Raw genomic sequence first — 23,844 nt, 5'->3', positions numbered from 1 at the left:
ATTAGGTAAGGCGACCCTAACCCGAGAATGTGAGCGGATGCCAATCCGTTCCGCAGGGTGGAAGCGTGACGGCCAGTCCGGCAGCCAGATCAGTCCGGCAGCCAGATCAGTCCGACAGCCAGATCCCCAGATCGGCGGCGAGCACGTGCGCGAGCACGACCGGGTCGCTGTCGGTCACCTCGGCGCCGCGCAGCTGGCTGAGACCGCTGATCCGCTGCAGTTCGCAGCCGGCCAACCGCAGCCGTTCCCGCGGACCGGGATTGCCCCACTGGGTCTCGCTCAGATCGCAGCGGAGGAACTCGACATCGGTGCAGCGCGCCTCGGACAGCTCGGTGCCGACCAGCACGCAGTCGACCAGGCGGACCCGGCGCAGCACCGCCTGCCGCAGATTCGCCATCCGCAGGGTGCAGCCGACGAACTCGATGTCGGTCAGCGTGGCCGCAGCCAGGCGTACGCCGATCATCCGGCAGTCGCTGAAGACGACCCGCTCCATCGACCCGCGAACCAGCTCGGTGTTCGCCAGATCCACCCCGGTGAAGGTGGAGTCGACCCAGCGGGACCGATGCCAGCGGGAATCGGCCAGGCTGCCACCGGTGAAGGTGCAGCCACCGATGTCGGTGTTCTCGGTGTCGGCCTCATCCAGGGCGGCCCCATCGACCTGCAGGTCGTTCAGATAGCCGTCCGACTGGAGCTCGTCGGCGACCAGCCGGCGCGGCGTGGTCTCGGCCGGTCGTGGTGCGGCTGGGGTCCGCGGACGCCCGGGGCCCGGGGCCCGGCCGCGGGCGCGGTTCATGCGTCCACCGCGGCGGCGCGGGCCAATCCGGCACGGACGTCGGCGACCAGATCGTCGGTCTCCTCGATACCGACCGAGAGGCGCAGCAGGCCGGGGGTGATGCCGGCCTCCCGCTGCACCTCGGGGGGCATCGCCGCATGCGTCATCAGGCCGGGATGGCAGACCAACGACTCGGTACCACCCAGCGACTCGGCCAGACTGAAACAGGCCAGACCGTCCAGGAATGCTTCCACCGCAGGGATTCCGGACAGCTCGAAGCTGAGCATGCCGCCGAAGCCCTGCTGCTGCCGGGCCGCCAGCTCGTGGCCGGGATGCTCGGGCAGACCGGGATAGTGCACCGCGCCGACCGCCTCGTGGCCGATCAGGGTCTCGACCACCGCGGCGGCGTTCTGCTCGTGCTGACGCATCCGCAGCGGCAGCGTCCGCAGCCCGCGCAGGGTGAGCCAGGCATCCAGCGCCCCGCCGGTGGTGCCGAGGGTGTTCGCCCAGTAACCGATGGTCTCGGCCAGCTCGGGCTCCCGGGCCACCACGGCGCCACCGACGACATCGGAGTGCCCGTTGACGTATTTAGTGGTGGAGTGGATGACCAGGTCCGCGCCGAGATCCAGCGGTTGCTGCCGCACGGGGGAGCAGAAGGTGTTGTCCGCGGCGACCAGCGCACCCGCCGCGTGGGCGGCCTCGGTCAGCGTGGCGATGTCGGTGATCCGCAGCAGCGGGTTCGACGGGGTCTCCAGCCAGACCAGGGTGGGCCGCAGTTCGCGCAACCGGGCCGCCGCGGCCGCGGTGTCGGTGAAGTTCAGCACGACCAGTTCCAGGTGCTGACGCTCGGCGAGCCGGGCGAACAGCCGCCAGGTGCCGCCGTAGCAGTCGTGCGGGATGGCGACGGTGTCCTCGGGTTCGGTGCAGGCCAGCACCGCGGTGGTGACCGCACCCATCCCGGTCCCGGTGATCACCGCGGGCTGACCGCCCTCGAGGATCCCGAGCGCGGTGCCGAGCAGGTCCCGGGTCGGGTTGCCCGACCGGGAGTAGTCGTAACCACCGCGCCGGTCCGGGGTCTCGAAGCGGTAGTTGGTGCTGACATGGATCGGTGGGACGACCGCACCGACGGAGGTGTCCCACTCCAACCCGGTGCGGATGGCCCGGGTGAGCCGGGAGATCTCGGTCATCGGCGTTCCCCCAGGGTGGCGAGCCGGCGGGCGGCCTCGGTGAGCACATCGGCCCGCTTGGCGTAGCAGAAGCGCACGTAGTTCTTGGCACTCTCCGGATCGGTGTAGAAGACTTGCGAGGGGATCGCGCCGACCCCGATCTCACCCGGAATCCGTTCACAGAAGTCGATTCCGTCGCGATAACCGTGACCGGAGATGTCGGCGATCACGAAGAAGGTGCCCTCGCTGGGGTGCACCTGCATGCCGGCCGCCTCCAGCCCGGAGATCAGCTGATCGCGGGCCTGCTGGTAGCGCACCCGCTGCCCCTCGAACCAGTCCCTCGGCAGCCGGAGGCCGGCGGCCACACCGAACTGCAGCGGCGTGCCGTTGGTGAAGGTCATGTTCTGCTTGGTGATCAGCACGTCCTTGAGCAGCCTCGCGGGCCCGCTCAGCCAACCGATCTTCCAGCCGGTGACCGCGAAGGTCTTGCCGGCCGAGGAGATCGTCACGGTGCGCTCGGCCATGCCCGGCAGGGTGGCGATCGGGATGTGCGGGCGGTCGAAGGTGAGGTGCTCATAGACCTCGTCGGCGAGCACCAGCAGGTCGAATTCCTGTGCCAGGGCGGCGATCCCGGCGAGCTCGTCGGCGCTCAGCACGTGGCCGGTCGGGTTGTGCGGGGAGTTCACGACCAGGATCCGGGTACGCGAGGTGATGGCGGCCCGCAGCTCGTCCAGATCGAGCGAGTAGCTGGGTTCGTGCAGTCGGACCTGCTTGAACACCCCGCCCGCCATCGCCACCGCGCCGGAGTAGCAGTCGTAACTGGGCTCCAGGGCGATCACCTCATCGCCCACGTCGCAGAACGCCAGGATCGCGGCGGTCATCCCCTCGGTCGCACCGGCGGAGATGATCACCTCGGCCTTCGGGTCCAGCTCGATGTCATAGAACTCGCGCTGGTGCTGGGCGACCGCCTCGCGGAGCGCCGGGATGCCGACCCCGGGGGCGTACTGGTTGTGCCCGGCGGCCATCGCCTCGGCCGCGGCGTCGAGGACCTCCCGTGGTCCGTCGATATCGGGAAAGCCCTGACCCAGGTTGATCGCATCGTGCTCCACGGCGAGCGCGGTCATCGGCGCGAAGATCGTCTCACCGAAACCGCGCAGCCGGGGGACGAGTGGGTTTTCCATGGCTCTCCTCGAATCGTGGGTCGGGTTCTTCGGCCATGCCGGCGCCACCGGATGGATTGGTCCGACGATAGCGGCGTGCCGGACGATAGCCGCTAGACTGTCTCGTCGGTCGGCGTCTCGCACGCCCAGTCGTAAATCGCGGTACAGACGAAAGGCAGGCGCGTGGCATCCACCAACGACATCAAGAACGGCATGGTGCTCAATCTGGACGGGCAGCTGTGGCAGGTGCTCTGGTTCCAGCATCACAAGCCGGGCAAGGGCAATGCCGTGGTGCGCACCAAGATCAAGAACGTGCTGACCGGCAAGACGGTGGACAAGACCTTCAACTCCGACTCCAAGGTCGACACCGCCACCGTGGATCGCCGCGAGATGCAGTACCTCTACCACGACGGCGCCGGGTTCGTGTTCATGGACACCACCACCTACGACCAGCTGAGCCTGCCCGATGATGTCGTCGGCGACGCCAAGAACTACCTGCTCGAGGAGCAGACCGCGACCGTCGCCACCCACGAGGGCAACCCGCTGTTCATCGATCTGCCGGCCTCGGTCGAGCTGGTGATCACCTACACCGAACCGGGCCTGCAGGGCGACCGGTCCACCGGTGGCACCAAGCCGGCCACCCTGGAGACCGGCAAGACGATCCAGGTGCCGCTGTTCCTCACCCAGGGCGAGAAGGTCAAGGTCGACACCCGTACCGGTGACTATCTCGGCCGTGTCGGGAACTGATCGGGCCGTGGCCGGCAAGAACGGACGGATCGAGCACGACGGTCTCGAACTCGAGCTGATCGGACCGGCCCCGAACCAGGGGCCGGCCCGCCAGCCGTCCACGCGCACCAAGGCCCGCAAGCGCGCCCTGGACATCCTCTTCGAGGCCGAGTTGCGCGGTATCGACCCGCTGGAGCTGCTCACCGAGCGGCGCAGCGAGGAGAACACCCCGCCGGTGCGGGTCTACACCAGTGAACTGGTGCACGGCGTGGTCGACCACCGCGACGAGATCGACACCGCGATCACCGGTGCACTGCGCCCGGGCTGGACGCTGCAGCGGATGCCGCGCATCGACCGCAACCTGGCCCGGATCGCGCTCTTCGAGGTGCTGCACACCGACCTGGCCGACAAGATCGCGGTCGCCGAGGCGGTCGCGCTGGCCGAGGAGCTGTCCACCGACGACTCGGCGAGCTTCGTCAACGGTCTGCTGGGCACGCTCACCGAGCCGACCGGCTGAGCGTTCTCACACGCCGGATCACCACCCATACCTGGGTGATCGTCGAGGCTGATTCGTCGACATCCACGGTGAGCCACAGTTGCTGGTCGTCGAAGCGGAGCTCAACACCCGCCGCGCCATCGAGCAGCACCGAGCGGCGGTGGGTGAATGCTGGCATCCGTCCGGCTCGGCGCAGACCCTCCAGCAGGCGGAGCACGCGCCGCCGGCCGTGCAGACCGGCGGGTGCGACACCGGCAAGGCCGCCGCCATCGGTCCACACCGAGACCTCGGGGGCAAGCAGGTCGAACAGGCGGTCGAGGTCGCCGCCCGCCACGCCGTCCACGAACCGCTCGACCAGCGCCCGCCGGTCGACCTCGGTCGTCTGGTACCGCGGCTGGCCGGCCCGGACATGGTTCCGTGCCCGGCTGGCCAGTTGCCGGACGGCGGCGGGCTCGCGATCGAGGATCGTGGCGATCTCGCTCAGCGGATAGCCGAACCCCTCGTGCAGCACGAACACGACTCGTTCCAATGGAGAGAGGGTTTCCACGACCTTCATCAGCGCGAACGACAGGTCGTCGCGGGCGACCGCGTGATCCTCGGGCGAGAGCCGGGCGTCCTGCACGATCGGATCCCACAGCTGGATCCGCTTCTCCCGTTCGCTACGCAGCTCGGTCTGCTTGCGGAGGCGTAACGCGCCGTTGGTCACGATCCGAACCAGATACGCCCTGGGGTTCTCGATGGCGCGGTGATCCACAGCGGTCCAACTCAACCACGCGCCCTGGACCACATCCTCGGCATCCACGGCACTGCCCGTGATTCGCCGGGCGATCGCGAGCAACAGACCATGATGCTGGGCAAAGGTCGGATCCATGCCGGCCATTCTGCCTGTCCCCGGTTCGGCCGGGTGGCGCGGCGATGTCACACTTTCGCCCCGGGACGACTCCTGATCGATGACGGCGCGAAGGCGCACGAGACTGGAGGAAATGGTGAAACACATCGTCATCGTCGGCGGTGGTTACGCAGGGGCGACTGCGGCACATTGGATCGCCCGGCTTGGCCGCCAGCGAAGCAGAGTGACCCTGATCAATGAACGTGCCGAGTTCAGCGAGCGAGTGCGGATGCATCAGTTGGCGAGCGGGAAGATCCTCCCGACGCGTCGGTTGGCGGAGCTGAGCGCCCGGGTCCGCCTGATCGTGGGCCGGGTGGAACGGGTCGATCCGGCGGATCGCCGGGTTCTGCTCGCTGGCGGCGGCACGGTGTCCTATGACTCGCTGATCCTGGCCCCGGGAAGCGCGGCCCGGCAACCCGGCTTCGGGGTCTCCGGTCCGCTCCATTCGGTGGCGACCCACCAGGAAGCCCTGCGCCTGCGGACCGCCGTCGCCAGCACCGTCGTCGGCGATCCGGTGACCGTGATCGGGGCGGGGCTGACCGGACTCGAACTCGCGACCGAGCTCAGCGCAGTGGGACATCGGGTCCGGGTGCTGGAGAGTGACACTCTCGCCGCCTGGGCACACCACCGAGCGCGGAGGTGGTTGCGTGCGGAGTTGCCCCGGCTCGGGGTCGAGCTGGTGGCGACGACGGTTCGCGGAGTCGAAGCGGGCCTGCTCCAGACCGACCTCGGTGAGCTGCGGAGTGCCCTGACCGTCTGGGCAGGGGGGTTCGTACCGCCGAAGCTGCTGGGCGACTGCGGGCAGTTGAACGAGCGTGGGCAGCTGATCGTCGATCGGGCCCTCCGGGTCCCCGGCCATCCCGAGGTGCTGGTGGCCGGCGATTCGGCAGGGGTGGTTGATCACGCAGGGCGGCCGTTGCGGATGGCCTGTCAGACGGCGGTGCCGATGGGTGTGCGGGCGGCAGGCAACGCCTTGCGGATCGTCCATGGCCGCCCGGTGCAGCTGTTCCGGATGCGCTATGTGGGAACCAATCTGGCACTCGGGCCGGGCCATGGGCTGACCCAGGTCAGCGACTTCGATGACTCGCCGCTACCGGTGTACTTCACCGGGCCGGCCTCCGCCCGGGTCAAGGAAATCGCGTCCCGCGGCGCGGCCTGGTCAGCGACCGGAGGCTGAGCCTGCGGTGACGGTCTACGCTGACCGGCATGCTGTCGATGGACCTGCCGCTGACGCCGATGTTGGCCCGGGTTGCGGAGCACATTCCGGCGGGGATGGCGTACGAGCCCAAGTGGGACGGCTGGCGCTGTGTGCTGGCCCGCGACGGTGGCGAGGTACGCCTCTGGAGCCGGCACGGTACCGAGCTCACCGCACACTTCCCCGAGCTGGTGGCGGCCGCGGCGGAGCAGTTGCCGGAGCGCTGCGTGGTCGACGGGGAGATCATCATCATCGCCGGCGACCGGTTGGACTACACCCGGCTCGCCGGGCGGCTGGCGGAGGTGAGCCGGGCCGCGACGCTGGCCCGGGAATCGCCCGGCACGTTGCTGATCTTCGATCTGCTGGCACTCGATGAGCACCAGTTGTTCGATCTGCCCTGGGAGGTACGCCGCGAGCTGCTGGAGCAGATCGGCGACGGACTGCAGGCGCCGCTGCTGTTGTCCCCGGTGACCCGCGACGAGGAACTGGCACACGACTGGTTCGACCGCTTCGAGGGGGCCGGACTGGATGGGGTGGTGGCCAAACCGCTCGGTGGCCGGTACGCCCCCGGGCAGCGCGGCTGGCTGAAGATCAAGCACCGCCGGACCGCCGATGTGGTGGTGGCCGGGTACCGGCTGGACCGCACGTCGACCCCGGAACGCCCGCAGCTCGGGTCGCTGCTGCTCGGGCTCTTCGACGAGCAGGACCAGCTGCATGCGGTCGGGGTCTGTGCCGGTTTCCCGGGTGCGATCCGCGGTGAGCTGGCCGAGATGTTCGCCGCCCTGGAGCAGCATCCGGGCGATCCGGCGTACGCAGGGCATCCGTGGAGCCCGCGGTCGGCTGCCCGCACCGGGGTCCGGGTGCCGGACCATGTGACCCGGTGGAGCCGGCCGCGCGACCAGGCCCATCTGATCTGGCCGCCGCTGGTCGCCGAGGTCGGTTTCGACCAGTTGCACGATGAGGTGCGGTTCCGCTCGAACACCCAGTTCCTGCGCTGGCGGGTCGACAAGGACCCGGTGGAGTGCCGCTTCGACCAGCTCGAAGCGCCGGTGCGCTTCGACCTGGCCGCGATCCTGGCCGACGCTACCCCCGACGAGTCGTGAGCACCCACGGGCGGTTCAGGTCCAGCTGAGCCCGGTCCGGGCCGACAGGATCGCGGCGAGCGCACGGAAGCCGCTGGTCGAGTTGACGGCGGCGCCGATCCCGCCGTCGGAGAGCTGGGCCATCCACTCGCCGTTGCCGATGAACCGCAGGGCAGTGATCTCGGAGTAGGGCACCAGCTTCCTGCCCTGCTGGATGCCCTCCGCGGTGAGCGCCACGGTGCCGAAGTGCACGCTCTCACCGTCGGCGAGCAGCTCCTGCATCAACGGCAGATTGGCATCCAGCCACAGCGTCCCGACCTGGTCGGTCACCACGCCGCGGTCGTAGTTGCCGGGGAAGGTGTAGCGGTCCCGGTCGTCACCCAGGGCGATGGAGACCAGCTGCTTCGTCCCCTTGCGGTAGTGGCGTTCCTGCCACCGGGCACCGACGAACGGAATGACCTTGCCGACGGTGTCCCCGCGGACGGTGACCAGCCCGTCACGATAGAGCTGCATCCCGCGGCCGGTGAACGGCAGCGACCACAGGCCACCGACGAGACGATAGAACCCCGCCATGCAGAGCACCGCCGCCACGATGGCCAGCACGATCACCCACCCGGTGCCCATGCCACGCAGATTGCTGTAGAGCAGATATCCCGCCACCAGACCGAGTGGCAGCAGCACCAGGCCGCTGACCAGGGTGGTGACGGTCTTCCCGATCGGGTCGGAGGCCCACCCGATGACGTGGGCACCGAGGTCGGCCTGCTCGGCGGCGGCCCGGGCTGCTGGGGTTTCGGCGATCTCCTGCATCGTGAGCATTCTCCGCGTCGATGGGGTCATCGGCCCCGCCGCTCGGTAGCCTCGGCCGCATGTCTTCCAACCATCCCTCCGGCAATCACCCCTACGACCCCGGTTTCGGTGGCCAGCCCCAGTCCGGGCCGCCCCCCCAGCTGGACCGGATCGCCATCCGCCAGCGGATCGCGATGACCATCAATCGCTATGAGGTCCGGGTGCTGGATGCCAATGGTCAGGAGGGCGCGCTGCTGGCACTGGCCGAGCAGAAGCGTTTCAAGATGAAGGAGCAGATCACCTTCTTCAGCGATGAGACCAGGCAGCGGCCGGTGTTCACCATGAACGCCCGCCAGATCCTCGACGTGGCACCGACCCTGGACATCGCCGACGCCTCCGGTCAGCCGCTGGGCTGGATCCGCAAGGAGTTCGGCGCCTCCTTCATGCGCAGCACCTGGACCGCCGCCGACGCCTGGGGCAATGAGTACACCGGGACCGAGCGGAGCCAGTTCTTCGCGATCCTTCGCCGGGTGATCGATCTCGGCTTCTTCGCGAACTTCTATCACTTCGATTTCACCGCTCCCGACGGGCAGCCGGTGCTGCACCAGTCGCGGGCCACCAGCCTGCGGGACATGTACGCGATCGATCTGCCGGCGTTCAACGGCGGCCACCGGTTGGACTGGCGGCTCGCGGCCGGGATCGGCGTCGCACTGGATGTGATGCAGGCGCGGTGAGCGAGACCGGCGAGGGGTGCGAGGGAAGCGCGGAGCGCTCACAGGAGCAGCCGCGGATCCTGCGCACGCTGCTCACCTCGCAGGTGCTCGGCAGCCTCGGTACCGGGGCGGCCACCTCGCTCGGTTCGATCATCGCCTACCAGGTCACGAGTTCCGAGGCGCTGGCCGGGATCTCGCGGACCGTCGCGCTGCTCTCCACGGCCGCCTTCGGCGTACCGCTGGCGATGCTGGCGGTACGCCGGGGGCGGCGGCCCGCGCTGACCCTGGGTTATGGGCTGTCCTTCCTGGGTGCGGTGCTGCAGGTGCTGGCGATCGCCCGCAGCAGCCTGGTGATCCTGGTGCTCGGGCTGGCGATCTTCGGTGCCGGCCAGGCCGCGGCGCTGCAGGCCCGGTTCGCCGCCACCGACCTGGAGGCGCCCGATCGGCGTACCCGATCGCTGTCGCTGGTGGTCTGGGCGACCACGGTCGGGGTGGTGCTCGGACCGAATCTGGTGCTGCCCGGTGAGCCGCTCGGCCGGGTGCTCGGGCTGCCGCCGATCGGCGGACCCTATGTGATCACCGCCGCCGCGATGCTGGCGGCGACGCTGGTGGTGTGGTTCTGGCTGCGGCCCGATCCGCTGGTTCGGGCCGGGGGAGTGCACGCCGGTGGGGACCGCGGACCGGGGCTGCCGTTGCGGGTGGTGCTGGGGCGGGTGATGGCCGACCCGCTGCCCCGGTTCGCGTTCTGGGCGACCGTGCTGAACCACATGGTGATGGTGGTGGTGATGACCATGTCGGCGGTGCATCTGACCAATCAGCAGCACGCGCTGACCCTGATCGGTCTGACGATTTCACTGCACACGTTGGGAATGTACGCGTTCAGCCCGCTCGTCGGGCGGCTCGCCGAACGGTTCGGGATGGTGCGCTGCCTGCTGTTCGGGCAGGGGTTGAACGCCGTCGCGCTGACGCTGTGCTTCCTGGCCGGCGGGTCGATGACGCTGATCGCGGTCGGGTTGTTCCTGCTGGGGTTGGGTTGGTCGTTCGGGATGGTGTCGGGGTCCGCGCTGCTGACCCGGACGGTCGATCCGGAGGTACGGACCCAGGCGCAGGGTGCCACCGACACCTTCATGAGCCTGTTCGCCGCGCTGGGTGCGGGGGCCGCCGGGCCGGTGATGGCCGGCTTCGGCTTTGCCTGGCTGAGCGTGGTCTCGTTGATCTGCCTGCTGCCGATCCTCGCGCTGGCCACCCGGTTGCCGCGGGTCCGCGGGAGCGAACTGTGATCGCAGCCGGCCGGCGGCACTCGGTCGGTCGGCGTGCCGACGGCACGGTCGTCGCCGTCGGCAACGGTGCGGCGGGGGAGTTACGGGTCGACGACTGGAGCGGGGTGATCGGGGTCGCCGCCGGCAACGTGCACACCGCCCGGAACACCGGCCGCTCACACACGGTGGGGTTGCGCGGGGACGGGACGGTGTTGGCCACCGGCTGGAACGGTGACGGGCAGTGCGAGGTGGCGGGTTGGCGCGGTGTGACCTCGGTGGCTGCGGGCTGGCGGCGTACGCTCGGCGTGCTCGCTGATGGCCGGGTGCTGGCGGCCGGTCGGGGCGCCGAGGGGGCGTGCGAGGTCTCCGGGTGGCGTGGGATCGTCCAGGTTTCCTGCGGTGATTGGCATTCGGTGGGTCTGCGGGCGGATGGGACGGCGGTCGCGGTGGGCAGCGATCAGCGCGGCCAGTGCCGCGTCGGCGAGTGGCGCGAGCTGGTCGCGGTGGCCGCCGGCTATCTGCACACGGTCGGCGTACGCCGCGACGGCACCGTGGTCGCAACCAATGCCGGAGCCTGGGATGTGGCCGGCTGGTGCGACGTCGTGGCGGTGGCCGCGGGCAGCTATCACACCCTCGGGCTGACGGCCGCCGGCCAGGTGCTGGCCGCGGGTTCGAACGACTGCGGTCAGGGTGAGGTCGGGGACTGGGAAGGAATCGTCGCGATCGCCGCCGGTTCCCTGCACTCGTTGGGATTGCGCGCCGACGGGACGGCGCTTGCCACCGGTGACAACGCCGACGGCCAGTGCGATGTCGGCGATTGGACGCTCATCGAGTAGCTCGCGCAGCGAGCGTGTCGAGATGAGCCCACCTGCCATGAGTGCGTCCGGTCAGGCGTTCGGCCCCTGCAGGATGAACCGACTCCGCGAGCGGAGCGCCTCGACAACCTCGGAAGGCGCCTTGTCCGGCGAGCCGGCCGCATAGGGCGGCTGCGGGTCGTACTCGATACCGAGCTGGATCGACTCGGCGACCCGATCACCGGCGATCTTCCCGGCCAGCGTGAGACCCATGTCGATCCCGGAGGACACCCCGGCCGCGGTGAGGTATTTGCCGTCGCTCACCACCCGGTCGTTGACCGGCGTCACGCTCCACTGCTCGAGCTGGTCGAGCGCCAGCCAGTAGGAGGTGGCGCGCCGGCCCCGCAGCAGCCCGGCAGCGGCCAGGATCAGCGAACCCGTGCAGACCGATGTGGTCCACGTGCTCGTCTGATCGACGTCCCGCAGCCACTGGTGGAGAGGACCGTCGGCCATCTGGTCAGCCTGCCCGGGGCCGCCCGGGACCAGCACCACGTCCGGCCGGGGCACGTCGGTGAGGGTGGCGTCGGCGATCAGGCCGAGGCTGCCGGTGTCGTTGCGGATGGGTCCGGGTCGCTCGGCGACGAAGCGGACCGAGGCGCCCGGAAGGTGGTTCAGGACCTCGTACGGGCCGACCGCGTCGAGTGCGGTGAGGCGGTCATACAACAGGATCGCGATCTGCATGATTCTCCATGGTGGTTGGGATCTGACGGGTCTGGAATCGGCGCCGGTACTCGGCCGGTCCCACGCCCAGGCTGCGCAGGAATGCGCGCCGCATCGCTTCCGGCGTACCGAAACCGCAGTGGCGAGCGGTGGTGCCGACGTCGTCGTCGGAGTCCTCGAGGCGGCGGCGTGCGGCCTCCAGGCGGAGCTGGTCGACATAGCGGCCCGGGGAGACGCCGACCTCGGCGGTGAAGGCGCGGGTGAAGTGCCGCGGTGAGAGGTTCGCGCGCTCCGCGAGAGTGTCGATCGACAGATCGGCCTCCGGGTGCTCGGTCATCCAGTGCTGCAGCTCGCGCAGGGGTTCGCGTTCGGCGAACTGGTTGGCGAGCTGGACGCTGAACTGCGCCTGGCTGCCGGGGCGGCGCAGGAAGACCACCAGGTGCCGGGCGATGTCCAGTGCGGCTGCACGACCGAGGTGCTGCTCCACGAGCGCCAACGCGAGGTCGATGCCGGAGGTCACCCCGGCCGAGGTCGCGAGATCTCCATCCAGGATGTAGATCGGGTCGGATTCGACCTGGATGTCGGGGAAGCGCTCGGCGAGGACATCGCAATAGCTCCAATGCGTCGTCGCGCGTCGACCGGCGAGCAGGCCGGCTTCGGCCAGCAGGAAGGCCCCGGTGCAGACCGAGGCGATCCGGGCCGCCGCCGGTCCGTGCTTCGCCAGCCAGTCGATCAGGGCGCGCGATGGCTGACGGGTGCCCTGACCTCCGGGGACGACCAGCAGGTCCGGCGGATCCAGCGTGCTCAGGTCGCGATCGGGTGTGATCTGCAGCCCGCTCGAGGTGCGCACCGCCGCTCCGCCAAGACTCGCGGTCGTGAGCGTGTACGCCGGCTCGCGACCCTGCGCGCGCTGCCACTGGTTGGCACCGGCGAACACCTCGAGCGGCCCGGTGACATCCAGGCTCTGCACACCCTCGAAGAGGACGAGGTGGACCGCACTCGTTCGCATGCCATCATGCTTGCCCACCCGACTCATGTCCACAACGTCGAATAACCCACCTTTTCAGCCATCAAGCAGCTTGGGCGGCGCGCGGCTGCAGTCGCGCCACCCTGCGCAACTGCAGGTCATCGCCGGCGTGTCGACCAAACGCCGGAGGCAAGCCACCCCACGGGTGCGAGCCCCGGTCAGGTCTCGCCCGAAGCACCCCACCGGCAGACGACATAGGAGCATCGAGATGAACCGTCAATGGTCGTCCTCGCCGATCGGGTGTTGCCGCAGGCGATGACGCAGATGCCGTCGAGGGCGACGGTCCCGGTCCAGGGCCTTCGGTGGCAAGAACTCCGGCAGGCGGTCCTCGGGGTTGAGTCGGACCTCCCAGCGGTTCTCGTTGTGGAGTTGGCTTCCGGAAGGCTCGACGAGGGCGTGGTGGTACGGGCAGAGCAGCACACCGTTGTCGAGGCTGGTCGGGCCGCCACATCGAAACGGTCTGATGTGGTGGGCGTCGCAGCGGCGGGCGGATTGATCACAGCCGGGGAAGATGCAGCCGCCGTCGCGGGCAACGAGCGCGGCCCGGAGCTCGCCGTCGAAGAATCGATGCAGCTGCCCGACATCCAACGGGATGCCATGGCTGTTGAGGACCATCGGGATGATCTCGGCATCGCAGGCGAGCAGGCGGAGGTGCTGGGCCGACATCGGCCCCGCATTGGTATCGGTGCAGCCGATCCCACGGCGGAGGGTCTGGATATCCACGGTCACGTTGAGCCGGGCCCGGTCCGAACCGCGGGCGGGCGACCGATTGGCGTCCGCGTACGCCTCGGCGAGCTCCAGCAGCGCGTCCGCACGGCGCATCGCGCGCGACGGCCGGCCGCCGCACAGCCCGCAGGAGGGGCCGGTGCAGTACGACCCGCACAGAGGTGCCTCATCACTCGTGGTCCTGTCGACCAGGGAATCCAGCAACGCCGCGAACTTCTCACCCTCCGCGGCGGGGACCCGGCCTTTGATGAGCGTCGAACCCATGCCGTCGGGGCGGAGATGCAGCTCGCGGTTGCGGCGGGCGCTGCGTTCCTCGTGTTCGAGGCGGTGTTCGAGCAGGGTGTCGGCGTGGTCGGGGTCGATGAGCTCGACCAGCCGGTTGCCGACGACCGCGAGCTCGCTCGGGTCAAGTTGTCGGGCCTGCGCGACCATGGTGCGCTGGGCGGCCGTTTCCTTGCTGGGTGCCAGATCCGGCGGCAGATGCTTCAGCGCGGTGAGGATCACCGTCGCCTGCCGTGGTGAGATCGTGGCGTCGGCCAGTGCCCGCCAGACGACCGGTGCGTTCACGGTACCGATGGCTTCGCGGAGTACGCCGGCGGCGTGGTTGCCGGCGTAGCCATGGCGTTCCCGCATCCAGGTGGTGGTCCGGATGCCGTGGACCCGCTGGCTGGCATCCCGGCTATCGATGCTCGACAGGGTGCGAACGGTCAGGGCGTGGGTGCGGGCGCTCAGCCGTTCGGTGACTTCACCGAGCCGAAGCAGTTGCTCGTCGGTGAGCAGCTCATCGCCGTCGGCAAGTGCGCGGCGCAACAGCTCGTCGACCGTATCGACGGTCTCGAGGAGAGTGGCCGCGTTGCCGTTCATACCCCCTATTCAACAGAAGGGGTCTGACAGTTTTCGCCCGGATTCGCCGCAGTGGAAGGAAATCGCGAATCTGTGGACAACTTTTCGATGCCGGCCGGTTCATCTCGACACGCCGGCCATTGCTACGCTTCGCTACGCATGACCGGCTACTCGATGAACGTGGCACGACGTGGCTTCGACTCGCTCATTCCTCGCTCGCTCAACCGGCGTACCGGCCTCAGGGGAGGTCGGCGATCAGCGCGTTGACGCGCTCGGGGGCGTACACGGTCTTGTTCACCAGCCAGACCAACCCGAGGGTGCCGGCGAGCGCGCCCTGGGAGCCCGGGCGCAGCACGGTGTTCTCGTTCACCCGGTGCAGCGTGAAGTCGCGGATCGCGGTGGCCAGCCGATCGCTGATCCATGGGTGCCGCCCCAGGTAGCCACCGAAGACGACCTCGTCGGGGTTGAGCGTCTGCACCAACCCGGCCAGCGTGTGCCCGAAGGTGCGGATCGCGGTGTCGAACCACTCGGTGACCTCGGGATCCCCGGCATCGAGCAACTCGATCGCATCGGTCAGCGTGTCCACCCGGCCGGAAAGGTCGCGCAACAAGGCATTCCCGGAGGTGTACGCCGCCAGGCAGCCGTGATTCCCGCAGGTGCACAGCGGCCCGCCGTCGGAGAGCCGCAGGTGTCCGATGTCCCCGGTCGCGCCGATCGAACCGCGCAGCATCTGACCATGCGTGACCACCCCGGCCCCCAGGCCCGAGGCGTACTTGATGCCGAGGAAGATCCCGTCCCGACCGCCCGCCGCGGCGTACTCGCCGAGGGTCAGCACCCGGGCATCGTTCTCGACACAGGTCGGCACCTTGAAGCGTCGCACCAGATCATCGACCAGGGGATAGCCCGCATCGGGCATCGCCACCGTCGGCCACCGGACATCCCCCGGTGCCTGCACCGGCGCCGGAATGCCCAGCCCGACGCCGATCAGCCGCCCACTCTGTTCGGCGAGCAGGGGATCGGCGACCGAGGACAACCGGGCCAGCAACTCGGCCGGGCCGGGATGCTCGAGTGTCACCTCCGTGCCGGCGAGCACGGTCCCGTCCAACCGGCACACCGAGACCGTCGCCCGGGTCTGGCCGACATCGAGGGTGAGCACCAACCGATCCCGGTCGTCGAACCGCACCAGCTTCGGCGGCCGGCCGCCCGACGAGGACTCCTGGCCGGCCTCGTGGATCAATCCGGCCCGCTCCAACAGGTCCAGCCGCTGGTACAGGGTGGACCGCGACATCCCGGTGACCTGCAGCAGATCCTGGCGAGTGATGCCGTCGGCCTCGCGGATCTCCTGCAGCAGCGCGCCACAACTCGCCGCGCCGCGCGGCTCGATCCCTCGCTCGCCCACCGGCAACCTCCCTCGGCCCGACCGAGTGCCAACTCGGTCGTTGGACAGTCTCCCCGGTGGGTAACGATCGTGCACACGCAGGCCACGGGGGATTGACGATCCATCCTCCACCTGCTTATGTTTCAGCGCAAGACAGAAGTTGAAGGGGCACCAACTACGTCAGGAGACAAAGATGTCGAATCCCGCCAGCATTTCCCGTCGGCGCGTTCTCGGCCTCGGCCTCGGCGCGGCCGCCACCATCCCGTTCGCGGGCGCGCTCGCCGGCTGTGCCGGCGCCTCGACCACCGGCGGTGGCGGTGGTGCCGGTTCGATGCAGTTCTACGGCACCCAGTTCAGCCAGGTCGAGGAGAAGCAGCGCTACGAGGCGATCGTCAAACAGTTCCTGACCGACCCGCCGGTGAGCTACAACGTCGCCCCGTCGACCAGCGAGTTCCTGACCCAGATCAAGACCCAGGTGCAGGCCAACAAGGTCGCCTTCGACCTGGTGGGGGGGCTCTACGGCGACCTCGCTCCGGTCGCCGACCAGTTGGAGGACGTCAGCGACCTGACCGGCGCCGCGACCGCCGCCGGCGTACCCGAGGACCTGATCCAGCTCGGCAAGCTGAACGGCTCCACCCAGAAGTTCATCCCCTGGATGCAGGCCACCTATGTGGTCGCGGTGAACAAGAAGGCGCTGCAGTGGCTGCCGGCCGGCGCCGACGTCAACAACCTGACCTACGACCAGTTCCTGGCGTGGGCGAAGGCGGCCCAGGCCGCGAACGGTGGCAAGGGCGTGTTCGGGCTGCCCTGCGGGCCGAAGGGCCTCTACCACCGCTTCTTCCAGGGCTACCTGCTGCCCAGCTTCACCGGCGGCCAGATCACCACCTTCGCCGGCCCGGATGCCCAGCAGGCATGGTCGTACATGAAGGAACTCTGGGCGGCGATGAACCCGGCCTCCACCAACTACGACAACATGCAGGACCCGCTGGCCAGCGGTGAGGTGCTGGTCGCCTGGGACCACGTCGCGCGGCTCGTCGGCGCACCCAAGGCCAAGCCGGAGGACTGGGTGATGGTGCCCGCACCGACCGGGCCCAAGGGTCTCGGCTACATGCTGATCGTGGCCGGCCTGGCCATCCCCAAGGGTGGCGACCGCACGAAGGCCAACAAGACCATCGAGTCGTTGCTCAAGGCCGATGTCCAGAACGCGACCCTGAAGGAGAACGCGTTCTTCCCCGTCATCAAGGGAGATCCGCCCGCCGACCTGCCGCCGGCGGTCAAGCTCGAATCCGCCGCGGTGACCGCACAGCAGAACAACCCCAAGGCGATCGTCGCGCTGCCCCCGGTCGGTGTCGGCGCCAAGGACGCCGAGCTCGGTCAGGCCTTCAAGGACACGTTCACCCAGATCTGCCTGCAGAACAAGCCGATCCCCGAGGTGATCGCGAACCAGGCCAACGTGATCCAGAAGATCCTCGATGAGGTCAAGGTGCCCTGCTGGGCGCCCGATCCGAGCAGCAACGGTCAGCCCTGCAAGGTGGGCTGATGGCGTCGACCGCAACCGTCAGCCGATCGACGCAACCAGCAGCACCGCGTCGCGGCGGACGGCCCCGTTCGCGCAGCACCTCGGCCTGGTTGTTGATCCTGCCGTCGGTGCTCTACATGCTGCTGCTCTTCGCCTATCCCATGGTGATGGGCATCGTCGCCGCCTTCACCGGCTCCGACGGGTTCACCATGGACCACTGGCAGCGGATGGTCAGTGACGCCAAGTTCTGGCCCGCGGTGCGCAACACGCTGCTGCTGATCGTTGTGGTGATCCCGCTGCAGTTCGTCTTCGCCCTGACGATGGCGCTGCTGCTGCAGGCCCGCCCTAAGTTCAGCGGCTTCTACTTCTATCTCTGGGCGGTGCCGCTGGCGGTCTCCGATCTGGCCGCCGGCCTGGTCTGGCTGTCGATCTTCGCCGATCGTGGCTACCTGAACTCGGTGCTCACCAACCTCGGGCTGCCGACGGTGTCCTGGCTGAACTACCAGAGCACTTCGACGATGTTCCTGGCGGTCGTGCTGGCCGAGATCTGGCGGGCCACCTCGCTGGTGCTGGTGATCGTCGTCTCCGGTATGCAAGGGATTCCGAAGGATTATGACGAGGCGGCCGCGGTCTTCGGGGCGGGCTACTTCACCCGGCTCCGGCAGGTCACCCTGCCGCTGCTGCGCCCCTCGCTGCAGGTGGCGCTGATCCTGCGGACGATCCTGGCCTTCCAGACCTTCGCGGTCGCCCAGGCCCTCACCGGGGAGAGTTTCCCGCTGCTGGTGGGGGAGACCTATCGCTGGTACGCCAGCCTGCAGAATCCCAATGTGGCCTCGGCGTACGCCCTGGTGATCATGGCGATCTCGATGCTCACCGCGGTCATCTATCTGCGTGCGCTGCGGGACCAGTCCCGGGAGGTGACCCGATGAGCACGACCCAGTCAGAGGCTCGGACTCCCGCCGCCGGCGGTGGCGCCGGGCGGATCCAGGTCGACAAGAAGCCGCTGCAGGCACTGAAGCGCCGACGGGCCTGGCTGCAGGTCGCCTGCATCGCGGTGTCGCTGTTCATGTTCGTGCCCATCTATCTGATCGCGGTGGCCGCATTCAGCTCCCGGGAAGGGCTGAACACCTTCCCGCAGGCGCTCTGGCCGAAGTACTTCTCGACCGAGACGATGAGCACCTTCCTGGCCTCCTCGGGCATCATCGGCGGGCTGATCAACTCGCTCTACGTCGGCATCGGTACGCTCATCCTCTCCTCGGTGGTCGGCGCGCCGGCGGGGTACGCGATCGCCCGTTTCGCCTTCCGTGGCAAGGATCCCTACCAGTTGTTCCTGCTGTTCACCCGGGCACTGCCGATCGTGGTGCTCTCGGTGCCGCTGGCCCAGCTGTTCCTCACCGTCGGCATCTACGACACCCCGCTCGCGGTGATCCTGCTGCACTCGGCGCTGTCGTTGCCGACCACCATCCTGATCACCTCCAGCGTCTTCCTGGCGGTGCCGGTGGATGCGGAGGAGGCGGCCCGGATCTTCGGCTGCAGCCCGGTCAAGGCGTTCCTGAAGGTGGTGCTGCCGCTGGCCCTGCCGGGCATGGCGGCGGCGTCGATCTTCACCTTCGTCGGTTCCTGGAACGAGGTCCTCGGTGCCACCATCCTGACCTTCACCCAGCGCACGCTGCCGGCCCAGGTGCTGAGCTCGCTGTCGGATTCGCCGCTGGCGTTCCGCTTCGCGGGCGGCCTGTTCCTGGTCATTCCCGCGCTGATCTTCATCGCGATCATGCGCAAGTACCTGCTCAACATGTGGGGCACGACCATCCGCTGACGCGGAGGCGTACCCGAAACACGGAGGATGAGATGGCTGACATCCAGATCGAGGACCTGGTCAAGGTCTACCCCGGCTCGACCGAGCGGGCCACCGACAACGTCTCGTTGCACATCACCGACGGCGACTTCATGGTGCTGCTCGGCCCCTCGGGCTGTGGCAAGACGACGCTGCTGCGGATGATCGCGGGGCTGGAACTGCCCAGCGCGGGTGCGATCGCGATCGGTGGCCGAGACGTCACCTACATGCCGGTGCACAAGCGGAACCTGTCGATGGTGTTCCAGTCCTATGCGGTGTTCCCGCACCGCCGGGTGCGGCACAACATCGCCTTCGGCCTTGTCCAGCAGAAGATGCCGAAGGATGAGATCGAGAAGAAGGTCGCCTGGGCTGCGGATCTGTTGCAGCTCACGCCCTATCTGGACCGATTCCCCGCCCAGCTCTCCGGTGGCCAGCGGCAGCGGGTGGCCGTGGCGCGTGCGATCGTGGTGGATGCCGATGTGCTGCTGATGGACGAGCCGCTGTCGAACCTGGATGCCCTGCTGCGGTTGGAATTCCGGGCCGAGCTGAAGCGGATCGTCGACGAGCTCGGCACCACCACCGTCTACGTCACCCACGACCAGTCCGAGGCGCTCTCGCTCGGTGACAAGGTGGCGGTGATGCGCAAGGGCAAGGTCGTCCAGCTCGACACCCCGCTGAACATCTACGACCACCCGGCCGACACCTTCGTCGGCGGCTTCATCGGTTCGCCGCCGATGAACTTCCTGGACGGCCAGGTCACCCGGGACGGGCAGTCGGTGCAGATCGGCGAGCACAGCCTGCACCTGCCCGCCGGCAGCGGACTGAGCGGCCCGGTCCGGCTCGGCGTCCGCGCGGAGGCGATCCGGATCACCGAACCCGGCACACCGGGTGCGCTGGCCGGGACCGTGCTGGTTGCCGAACCCCTCGGCTCGCACAACCTGCTCACCGTCGAGGTGGCCAGCGGTGCCGGCGGAGACGCGGCGCCCGCGACCATCAAGGTGCAGACCGAACCGACCGTGCGCGTGCAGGCGGGGGAGCAGGTCGCCCTCGCGCTCGCCCCCGAGGCCATCCGGCTCTACGATCCCGAATCCGGGATGGGCTGGGATCTCAGCGGGACCGGTGGCGCCCGCACCGTCACCCAGGGAGCGGCCTCGTGAGCTCTGCACCGCCCCGCCTGACCAGCGACACCGAACTGCTGGAGTCCGCGTCCGCGGTGTTGCGCGACAACGACCTGGGTTCGATGATCAAGGCCGGTCCGAGCCTCTATCCGCACCAATGGTCCTGGGACGCGGCCTTCGTGGCCATCGGCCTGGCGCAGCTGTCGGTGCCGCGGGCCCTGGCCGAGTTGGGCACCGTGCTCGCCGGACAGTGGACCACCGGGATGCTGCCGCACATCATCTTCTCCGACGAGCCCGGCTACTTCCCCGACTTCGACGACTGGGGGACCGCCAACGCGGTCGGGCTGCCGCCGGGCGTACGCAGCTCCGGAATCTGCCAGCCCCCGGTGCACGCCATCGCCCTCGACCTGGTGCTGGATCAGGCCCGGCGAGCCGGCGGGGCGAACCGGCGGATCGCCGAGGAGTTCGCCGCCGAGGCACTGCCCAAGCTGGCCCGCTGGCACGAGTGGCTGTCCACCGCCCGCGGCTATGACGACGTCGTCGAGATCCACCACGGTTGGGAATCCGGGATGGACAACTCGCCGCGCTGGGATCAGGTGTACGCCGCGGTGGACACCTCCAGGCGCCTCGAGTTCGAACGCCTCGACCTGAACCACGCGGCGGCCGCCGAGCGGCCCACCGACGACGAATACCAGCGATACATCACCCTGATCGAGCAGATGAAGAGCGTCCGCTTCGACGACACCCGGGTCAAGGAGGTGCTCGACTTCCGCGTCACCGACGTCTTCCTCTCCGCGATCCTGGTGCTGGCCGCCGAATCGCTGGCCCGGATCGCCACCGATCTCGGGCACCCCGAGGTGGCCGAGGTGGAACGCGCCCGCGCCGAACGCACCCGAGCCGGCGTACTGGCCACCATCGACCCCGACACCGGCTTGTGCCGCGACTTCGACATCCGCGCCAACCGCTGGCTGGACACCGAGACGATGGGCGGTTTCGCCGCGGTGCTGATGGGCGGGGACGACCCGGGGACCGTCCGGCAGCGCGAGCTGCTGCGCGGGGAACGCTGGTGCGGGCATCCGGAGATGGCGTTCTGGTTGCCGCCGACGGTCAGCCTCGATTCGCCCGAGCTGAAACCGCGGGAGTACTGGCGGGGCCCGGTCTGGCCGGTGATGAACTGGCTGTTCTCCTGGACCGCGCTGCGCTCCGGGCACCGCGAGGATGCGCTGCGCTGGCGGGCCGCCGGCCTCGACCAGCTCCGCGACCTGACCTTCGGCGAATACTACGAACCCCGCACCGGGGAGACCCTGGGCAGCCCGCAGCAGTCCTGGTCCGCGATGGCCGCCATCGACTGGCTCTCCCACCCACGGTGGAGCTGACACCCTGCGCGTTCCTCGAGTAGGCCGCTTGCGGCCGTACCTGCCACGTTCCTCGAGTAGGCCGCTTGCGGCCGTGTCGAGAGGAACCGGTTCATCTCGACACGCAATCCCGGCGCCGCTTCGCTCTGCCGGGATTGCTACTCGATGCACGTGGGGTACCAGCCGAGGACCTCGGCGGCGCGGGAGCAGTCGAAGGCGGCCTGATTTCCGCGCAGCTCCCGGCGCCGCGGGACATCGGGGCACCAGGTGTCCAGCAGTTCCTCGATGGGTTGGCCGGCGCGGGTGTCGGCGGCGGTGATCAGCAACACCTGGTACCTGCCATGGCCGGGTTTCGGGTCGAGGGCCAGCACACAGGCCCGGGCGGCGTCGCCGAGTTCCACATAGCCCCACAGGTTCCGGGCATCGTCGGGACCGACCGGTTCGCCGCGCAATCGGCGTACCTCCTCGGCGGTGATGATCCACTGGAACCGCAGCGCGGTCACCGTCATGCCGCGCCGGGCATACATCGCACCCATCCGCTCCAGCACGTCCTTGCTCAGCGCATAGGGGTCGACATAGTCCAGCGGGGTGTCCTCGTCGACCGGTACATAGGCGTGCGGGATCGGCTCCGGAGCCCAGGCCGTGCCGTAGATCGACCCGCTGGAGGCCAGCACCGCCGTCCGGATCCCGGCCCGCCAGGCCTGCTCCAGCGCATTGAGGGTCGACATCACGTTGTTGTGCACCAGATGCTCGGGTTGCTGACCCTCAGGGCTCGGGATCGCGGCGCAGTGCACGATCGCCTGGCAGCCGCGCATCGACCGCGCCACCTGCTCGGCATCCAGCAGATTCACCGGCGTACCGCTGCGGACATCCGCCTCGACCACCTCGTGCCCCGCCGCCCGCAACTGCCGGGCCACCTCGCCGCCGAGCTTCCCGCTGGTACCACTCACCCAGATCCGCATGGGTTTCACCGTAGATGGCCCCGTGCGTGAGCGGACTCACACCCGGGTACGCCGCCCAGCGGTCGGCGCGGATGCGGGCCGCGGGAGGTGAGTACGTTAGGCTGGGGCAGATTTGGAGCCAACCTTTAAGTCCTGTCCCGTGAGGCAGGAAAGGACGGTCACACACGCATGACACAGCAGAACTCTGCCACCGCGATCCTCGTTCTGGAGGACGGTCGGACGTTCACCGGGCGCCGTTACGGCGCAGCCGGGGAGACCTTCGGCGAGGCGGTCTTCGTGACCGCGATGTCGGGTTACCAGGAGACGCTCACCGATCCCAGCTATCGCCGCCAGGTGGTGATCCAGACCGCGCCGCACATCGGCAACACCGGTTGGAACGACGAGGACGACGAGTCGAGCCAGATCTGGGTAGCCGGTTACGTGGTCCGCGACGCCGCCCGGATGCCGTCGAGCTGGCGCTCCCGCCGCTCCCTCGATGAGGAACTCGCCAGCCAGGGCATCGTCGGCATCAGCGACGTCGACACCCGCGCGCTGACCCGGCATCTGCGCGAGCGCGGCGCGATGCGGGTCGGCATCTCCAGCACCGAGACCGATCCACAGGCGCTGCTGCGCCGGGTCAAGGAGCAGCCGTCGATGGCCGGCGCGAACCTGGTCGGCGAGGTGACCGTCCCCGAGGCCTATGTGATCCCGGCCGAGGGCACGAAGCGGTTCACCGTGGCCGCCATCGACCTGGGCATCAAGACGATGACCCCGCGCCGGATGGCCGAGCGAGGCATCGAGGTGCACGTGCTGCCCGCCACGGCCACGTACGCCCAGGTGCGCGCGACCGGCGCGGACGGGCTGTTCTTCTCCAACGGCCCCGGCGATCCGTCGACGATGGACGATGCCGTCGCCCTGCTCACCGAGGCGCTGGACGATGGGATGCCGTTCTTCGGGATCTGCTTCGGCAACCAGGTCTTCGGCCGCACGCTCGGCTTCGGCACCTACAAGCTGAAATACGGTCACCGTGGCATCAACCAGCCGGTGCTGGACCGCTCGACCGGCAAGGTCGAGGTCACCGCCCACAACCACGGCTTCGCGGTCGACGCGCCGCTGGATCGGGACACCGAGACCCGTTGGGGTGCCGCCCGGGTCAGCCACATCGGGCTCAACGACAACGTCGTGGAGGGCCTCGAGCTGCGCGATGCCAACGACCACCTGAAGGCGTTCTCGGTGCAGTACCACCCCGAGGCCGCCGCCGGCCCGCACGATGCGGCGTACCTGTTCGACCGGTTCACCGACGTGCTGTCCACCAACCAAGCGCTGAACGAGGGAAGGGCCTGAC

Annotated in this window: 23 protein-coding genes; 13 read left to right on the top strand and 10 right to left on the bottom strand. The window is 69.0% G+C overall.

The window, feature by feature from the left end; genetic code table 11:
- Window positions 1-106: 106 nt before the first annotated feature.
- From C8D81_RS04745 to C8D81_RS04735, 3 genes are read right to left on the bottom strand one after another with little or no spacing between them, the layout of a single operon-like run.
- Window positions 107-793 (bottom strand): pentapeptide repeat-containing protein, encoded by a 687-nt coding sequence (locus C8D81_RS04745; RefSeq protein ID WP_094429675.1) that lies wholly within the window; start codon window positions 791-793, stop codon window positions 107-109.
- Window positions 790-1,959 carry a cystathionine gamma-synthase gene (gene metB / locus C8D81_RS04740; RefSeq protein ID WP_133625634.1) on the bottom strand — a complete coding sequence of 390 codons (1,170 nt, stop codon included), beginning with the start codon at window positions 1,957-1,959 and terminating at the stop codon, window positions 790-792. Before metB ends, C8D81_RS04745 begins: the two co-directional genes overlap by 4 nt.
- Entirely contained in the window at window positions 1,956-3,119 is a 1,164-nt protein-coding gene (locus C8D81_RS04735; protein WP_094429673.1) for an aminotransferase class I/II-fold pyridoxal phosphate-dependent enzyme, read from the bottom strand. The genes metB and C8D81_RS04735 overlap by 4 nt, the downstream gene beginning before the upstream one ends.
- Before the next feature lie 162 nt (window positions 3,120-3,281).
- On the opposite strand from C8D81_RS04735, the gene efp reads away from it, so the two are divergent.
- Together efp and nusB are read left to right on the top strand one after the other, a co-directional pair.
- On the top strand, window positions 3,282-3,845 hold the full coding sequence (gene efp / locus C8D81_RS04730; RefSeq protein ID WP_094358670.1) for an elongation factor P: 564 nt from the start codon (window positions 3,282-3,284) through the stop codon (window positions 3,843-3,845).
- Window positions 3,832-4,341, top strand: coding sequence for a transcription antitermination factor NusB (nusB, locus tag C8D81_RS04725; RefSeq protein WP_229118078.1), 510 nt, complete (start codon window positions 3,832-3,834; stop codon window positions 4,339-4,341). The genes efp and nusB overlap by 14 nt, the downstream gene beginning before the upstream one ends.
- Here nusB and C8D81_RS04720 read toward each other — a convergent pair.
- The gene (locus tag C8D81_RS04720) at window positions 4,322-5,317 is read right to left on the bottom strand and encodes a sigma-70 family RNA polymerase sigma factor (RefSeq protein ID WP_166646674.1); all 996 of its coding nucleotides are present in this window, start codon (window positions 5,315-5,317) and stop codon (window positions 4,322-4,324) included. The genes nusB and C8D81_RS04720 overlap by 20 nt on opposite strands.
- Between C8D81_RS04720 and C8D81_RS04715 the strand changes: the two genes are divergently transcribed.
- Both C8D81_RS04715 and C8D81_RS04710 read left to right on the top strand, forming a co-directional pair.
- Window positions 5,271-6,386: an NAD(P)/FAD-dependent oxidoreductase gene (locus C8D81_RS04715; protein WP_094425493.1), complete on the top strand. Its 1,116-nt coding sequence runs from the start codon at window positions 5,271-5,273 to the stop codon at window positions 6,384-6,386. The two genes, C8D81_RS04720 and C8D81_RS04715, sit on opposite strands and share 47 nt — an antisense overlap.
- A 29-nt stretch (window positions 6,387-6,415) precedes the next feature.
- Window positions 6,416-7,507 carry an ATP-dependent DNA ligase gene (locus tag C8D81_RS04710; RefSeq protein WP_208109109.1) on the top strand — a complete coding sequence of 364 codons (1,092 nt, stop codon included), beginning with the start codon at window positions 6,416-6,418 and terminating at the stop codon, window positions 7,505-7,507.
- A gap of 15 nt (window positions 7,508-7,522) precedes the next feature.
- On the opposite strand, the gene C8D81_RS04705 is transcribed toward C8D81_RS04710, so the two are convergent.
- Window positions 7,523-8,293, bottom strand: a complete 771-nt coding sequence (locus C8D81_RS04705) for a DUF6585 family protein (RefSeq protein ID WP_133625633.1) — start codon at window positions 8,291-8,293, stop codon at window positions 7,523-7,525.
- A 59-nt stretch (window positions 8,294-8,352) separates the two neighbouring features.
- Here C8D81_RS04705 and C8D81_RS04700 point away from each other — a divergent pair, with 59 nt between their 5' ends.
- Genes C8D81_RS04700 through C8D81_RS04690 form a run of 3 tightly spaced genes read left to right on the top strand, consistent with a single transcriptional unit; the run spans window position 8,353 to window position 11,080 of the window.
- Window positions 8,353-9,006: a hypothetical protein gene (locus C8D81_RS04700; protein ID WP_208109108.1), complete on the top strand. Its 654-nt coding sequence runs from the start codon at window positions 8,353-8,355 to the stop codon at window positions 9,004-9,006.
- The gene (locus C8D81_RS04695; RefSeq protein ID WP_166646672.1) at window positions 9,003-10,265 is read left to right on the top strand and encodes an MFS transporter; all 1,263 of its coding nucleotides are present in this window, start codon (window positions 9,003-9,005) and stop codon (window positions 10,263-10,265) included. The genes C8D81_RS04700 and C8D81_RS04695 overlap by 4 nt, the downstream gene beginning before the upstream one ends.
- A complete protein-coding gene (locus C8D81_RS04690; protein ID WP_133625631.1) occupies window positions 10,262-11,080 on the top strand; it encodes an RCC1 domain-containing protein in 819 nt (272 codons plus the stop codon). The genes C8D81_RS04695 and C8D81_RS04690 overlap by 4 nt, the downstream gene beginning before the upstream one ends.
- A gap of 51 nt (window positions 11,081-11,131) precedes the next feature.
- On the opposite strand, the gene C8D81_RS04685 is transcribed toward C8D81_RS04690, so the two are convergent.
- The 4 genes from C8D81_RS04685 to C8D81_RS04670 all read right to left on the bottom strand — a co-directional run bounded on the left by C8D81_RS04685 (window position 11,132) and on the right by C8D81_RS04670 (window position 15,753).
- The gene (locus C8D81_RS04685) at window positions 11,132-11,779 is read right to left on the bottom strand and encodes a DJ-1/PfpI family protein (RefSeq protein WP_133625630.1); all 648 of its coding nucleotides are present in this window, start codon (window positions 11,777-11,779) and stop codon (window positions 11,132-11,134) included.
- A complete protein-coding gene (locus C8D81_RS04680) occupies window positions 11,754-12,767 on the bottom strand; it encodes a GlxA family transcriptional regulator (protein ID WP_133625629.1) in 1,014 nt (337 codons plus the stop codon). The genes C8D81_RS04685 and C8D81_RS04680 overlap by 26 nt, the downstream gene beginning before the upstream one ends.
- A 234-nt stretch (window positions 12,768-13,001) precedes the next feature.
- Complete coding sequence (locus C8D81_RS04675; protein ID WP_133625628.1) at window positions 13,002-14,375, bottom strand: HNH endonuclease signature motif containing protein; 1,374 nt, start codon at window positions 14,373-14,375, stop codon at window positions 13,002-13,004.
- Between the two features lie 217 nt (window positions 14,376-14,592).
- On the bottom strand, window positions 14,593-15,753 hold the full coding sequence (locus tag C8D81_RS04670) for an ROK family transcriptional regulator (protein ID WP_133625627.1): 1,161 nt from the start codon (window positions 15,751-15,753) through the stop codon (window positions 14,593-14,595).
- A gap of 172 nt (window positions 15,754-15,925) precedes the next feature.
- Between C8D81_RS04670 and C8D81_RS04665 the strand changes: the two genes are divergently transcribed.
- The 5 genes from C8D81_RS04665 to ggh are packed head-to-tail and all read left to right on the top strand — an operon-like array spanning window position 15,926 to window position 21,579.
- Window positions 15,926-17,272: an ABC transporter substrate-binding protein gene (locus C8D81_RS04665; RefSeq protein WP_133625626.1), complete on the top strand. Its 1,347-nt coding sequence runs from the start codon at window positions 15,926-15,928 to the stop codon at window positions 17,270-17,272.
- Window positions 17,272-18,180 carry a carbohydrate ABC transporter permease gene (locus tag C8D81_RS04660; protein ID WP_094358651.1) on the top strand — a complete coding sequence of 303 codons (909 nt, stop codon included), beginning with the start codon at window positions 17,272-17,274 and terminating at the stop codon, window positions 18,178-18,180. Before C8D81_RS04665 ends, C8D81_RS04660 begins: the two co-directional genes overlap by 1 nt.
- Window positions 18,177-19,067 (top strand): carbohydrate ABC transporter permease, encoded by an 891-nt coding sequence (locus C8D81_RS04655; protein ID WP_133625625.1) that lies wholly within the window; start codon window positions 18,177-18,179, stop codon window positions 19,065-19,067. Before C8D81_RS04660 ends, C8D81_RS04655 begins: the two co-directional genes overlap by 4 nt.
- Before the next feature lie 32 nt (window positions 19,068-19,099).
- A complete protein-coding gene (locus C8D81_RS04650) occupies window positions 19,100-20,242 on the top strand; it encodes an ABC transporter ATP-binding protein (RefSeq protein WP_133625624.1) in 1,143 nt (380 codons plus the stop codon).
- Complete coding sequence (ggh, locus tag C8D81_RS04645; protein WP_229237916.1) at window positions 20,239-21,579, top strand: glucosylglycerate hydrolase; 1,341 nt, start codon at window positions 20,239-20,241, stop codon at window positions 21,577-21,579. Before C8D81_RS04650 ends, ggh begins: the two co-directional genes overlap by 4 nt.
- A gap of 137 nt (window positions 21,580-21,716) precedes the next feature.
- Here ggh and C8D81_RS04640 read toward each other — a convergent pair whose 3' ends face one another.
- On the bottom strand, window positions 21,717-22,520 hold the full coding sequence (locus C8D81_RS04640; protein WP_133625623.1) for an NAD-dependent epimerase/dehydratase family protein: 804 nt from the start codon (window positions 22,518-22,520) through the stop codon (window positions 21,717-21,719).
- Between the two features lie 168 nt (window positions 22,521-22,688).
- Between C8D81_RS04640 and carA the strand changes: the two genes are divergently transcribed.
- Window positions 22,689-23,843 (top strand): glutamine-hydrolyzing carbamoyl-phosphate synthase small subunit, encoded by a 1,155-nt coding sequence (gene carA / locus C8D81_RS04635; protein WP_133625622.1) that lies wholly within the window; start codon window positions 22,689-22,691, stop codon window positions 23,841-23,843.
- Window position 23,844: the final 1 nt, after the last annotated feature.

The sequence above is a fragment of the Enemella evansiae genome (genome assembly GCF_004362375.1).
Lineage (GTDB): Bacteria > Actinomycetota > Actinomycetes > Propionibacteriales > Propionibacteriaceae > Enemella > Enemella evansiae.
The sequence above is the reverse complement of the archived record's forward strand: the minus strand, read 5'-3'. Positions and strand labels throughout refer to the sequence as shown.

What these genes read in the sequence shown, in the direction of transcription:
- C8D81_RS04745 (WP_094429675.1), bottom strand. Translation starts at nt 793, where the DNA reads ATGAACCGCGCCCGCGGCCGGGCCCCGGGCCCCGGGCGTCCGCGGACC.
- metB (WP_133625634.1), bottom strand. Translation starts at nt 1,959, where the DNA reads ATGACCGAGATCTCCCGGCTCACCCGGGCCATCCGCACCGGGTTGGAG.
- C8D81_RS04735 (WP_094429673.1), bottom strand. Translation starts at nt 3,119, where the DNA reads ATGGAAAACCCACTCGTCCCCCGGCTGCGCGGTTTCGGTGAGACGATC.
- C8D81_RS04715 (WP_094425493.1), top strand. Translation starts at nt 5,271, where the DNA reads ATGACGGCGCGAAGGCGCACGAGACTGGAGGAAATGGTGAAACACATC.
- C8D81_RS04720 (WP_166646674.1), bottom strand. Translation starts at nt 5,317, where the DNA reads ATGTGTTTCACCATTTCCTCCAGTCTCGTGCGCCTTCGCGCCGTCATC.
- C8D81_RS04710 (WP_208109109.1), top strand. Translation starts at nt 6,416, where the DNA reads ATGCTGTCGATGGACCTGCCGCTGACGCCGATGTTGGCCCGGGTTGCG.
- C8D81_RS04705 (WP_133625633.1), bottom strand. Translation starts at nt 8,293, where the DNA reads ATGCAGGAGATCGCCGAAACCCCAGCAGCCCGGGCCGCCGCCGAGCAG.
- C8D81_RS04700 (WP_208109108.1), top strand. Translation starts at nt 8,353, where the DNA reads ATGTCTTCCAACCATCCCTCCGGCAATCACCCCTACGACCCCGGTTTC.
- C8D81_RS04685 (WP_133625630.1), bottom strand. Translation starts at nt 11,779, where the DNA reads ATGCAGATCGCGATCCTGTTGTATGACCGCCTCACCGCACTCGACGCG.
- C8D81_RS04680 (WP_133625629.1), bottom strand. Translation starts at nt 12,767, where the DNA reads ATGCGAACGAGTGCGGTCCACCTCGTCCTCTTCGAGGGTGTGCAGAGC.
- C8D81_RS04675 (WP_133625628.1), bottom strand. Translation starts at nt 14,375, where the DNA reads ATGAACGGCAACGCGGCCACTCTCCTCGAGACCGTCGATACGGTCGAC.
- C8D81_RS04665 (WP_133625626.1), top strand. Translation starts at nt 15,926, where the DNA reads ATGTCGAATCCCGCCAGCATTTCCCGTCGGCGCGTTCTCGGCCTCGGC.
- C8D81_RS04660 (WP_094358651.1), top strand. Translation starts at nt 17,272, where the DNA reads ATGGCGTCGACCGCAACCGTCAGCCGATCGACGCAACCAGCAGCACCG.
- C8D81_RS04655 (WP_133625625.1), top strand. Translation starts at nt 18,177, where the DNA reads ATGAGCACGACCCAGTCAGAGGCTCGGACTCCCGCCGCCGGCGGTGGC.
- C8D81_RS04650 (WP_133625624.1), top strand. Translation starts at nt 19,100, where the DNA reads ATGGCTGACATCCAGATCGAGGACCTGGTCAAGGTCTACCCCGGCTCG.
- C8D81_RS04640 (WP_133625623.1), bottom strand. Translation starts at nt 22,520, where the DNA reads ATGCGGATCTGGGTGAGTGGTACCAGCGGGAAGCTCGGCGGCGAGGTG.
- carA (WP_133625622.1), top strand. Translation starts at nt 22,689, where the DNA reads ATGACACAGCAGAACTCTGCCACCGCGATCCTCGTTCTGGAGGACGGT.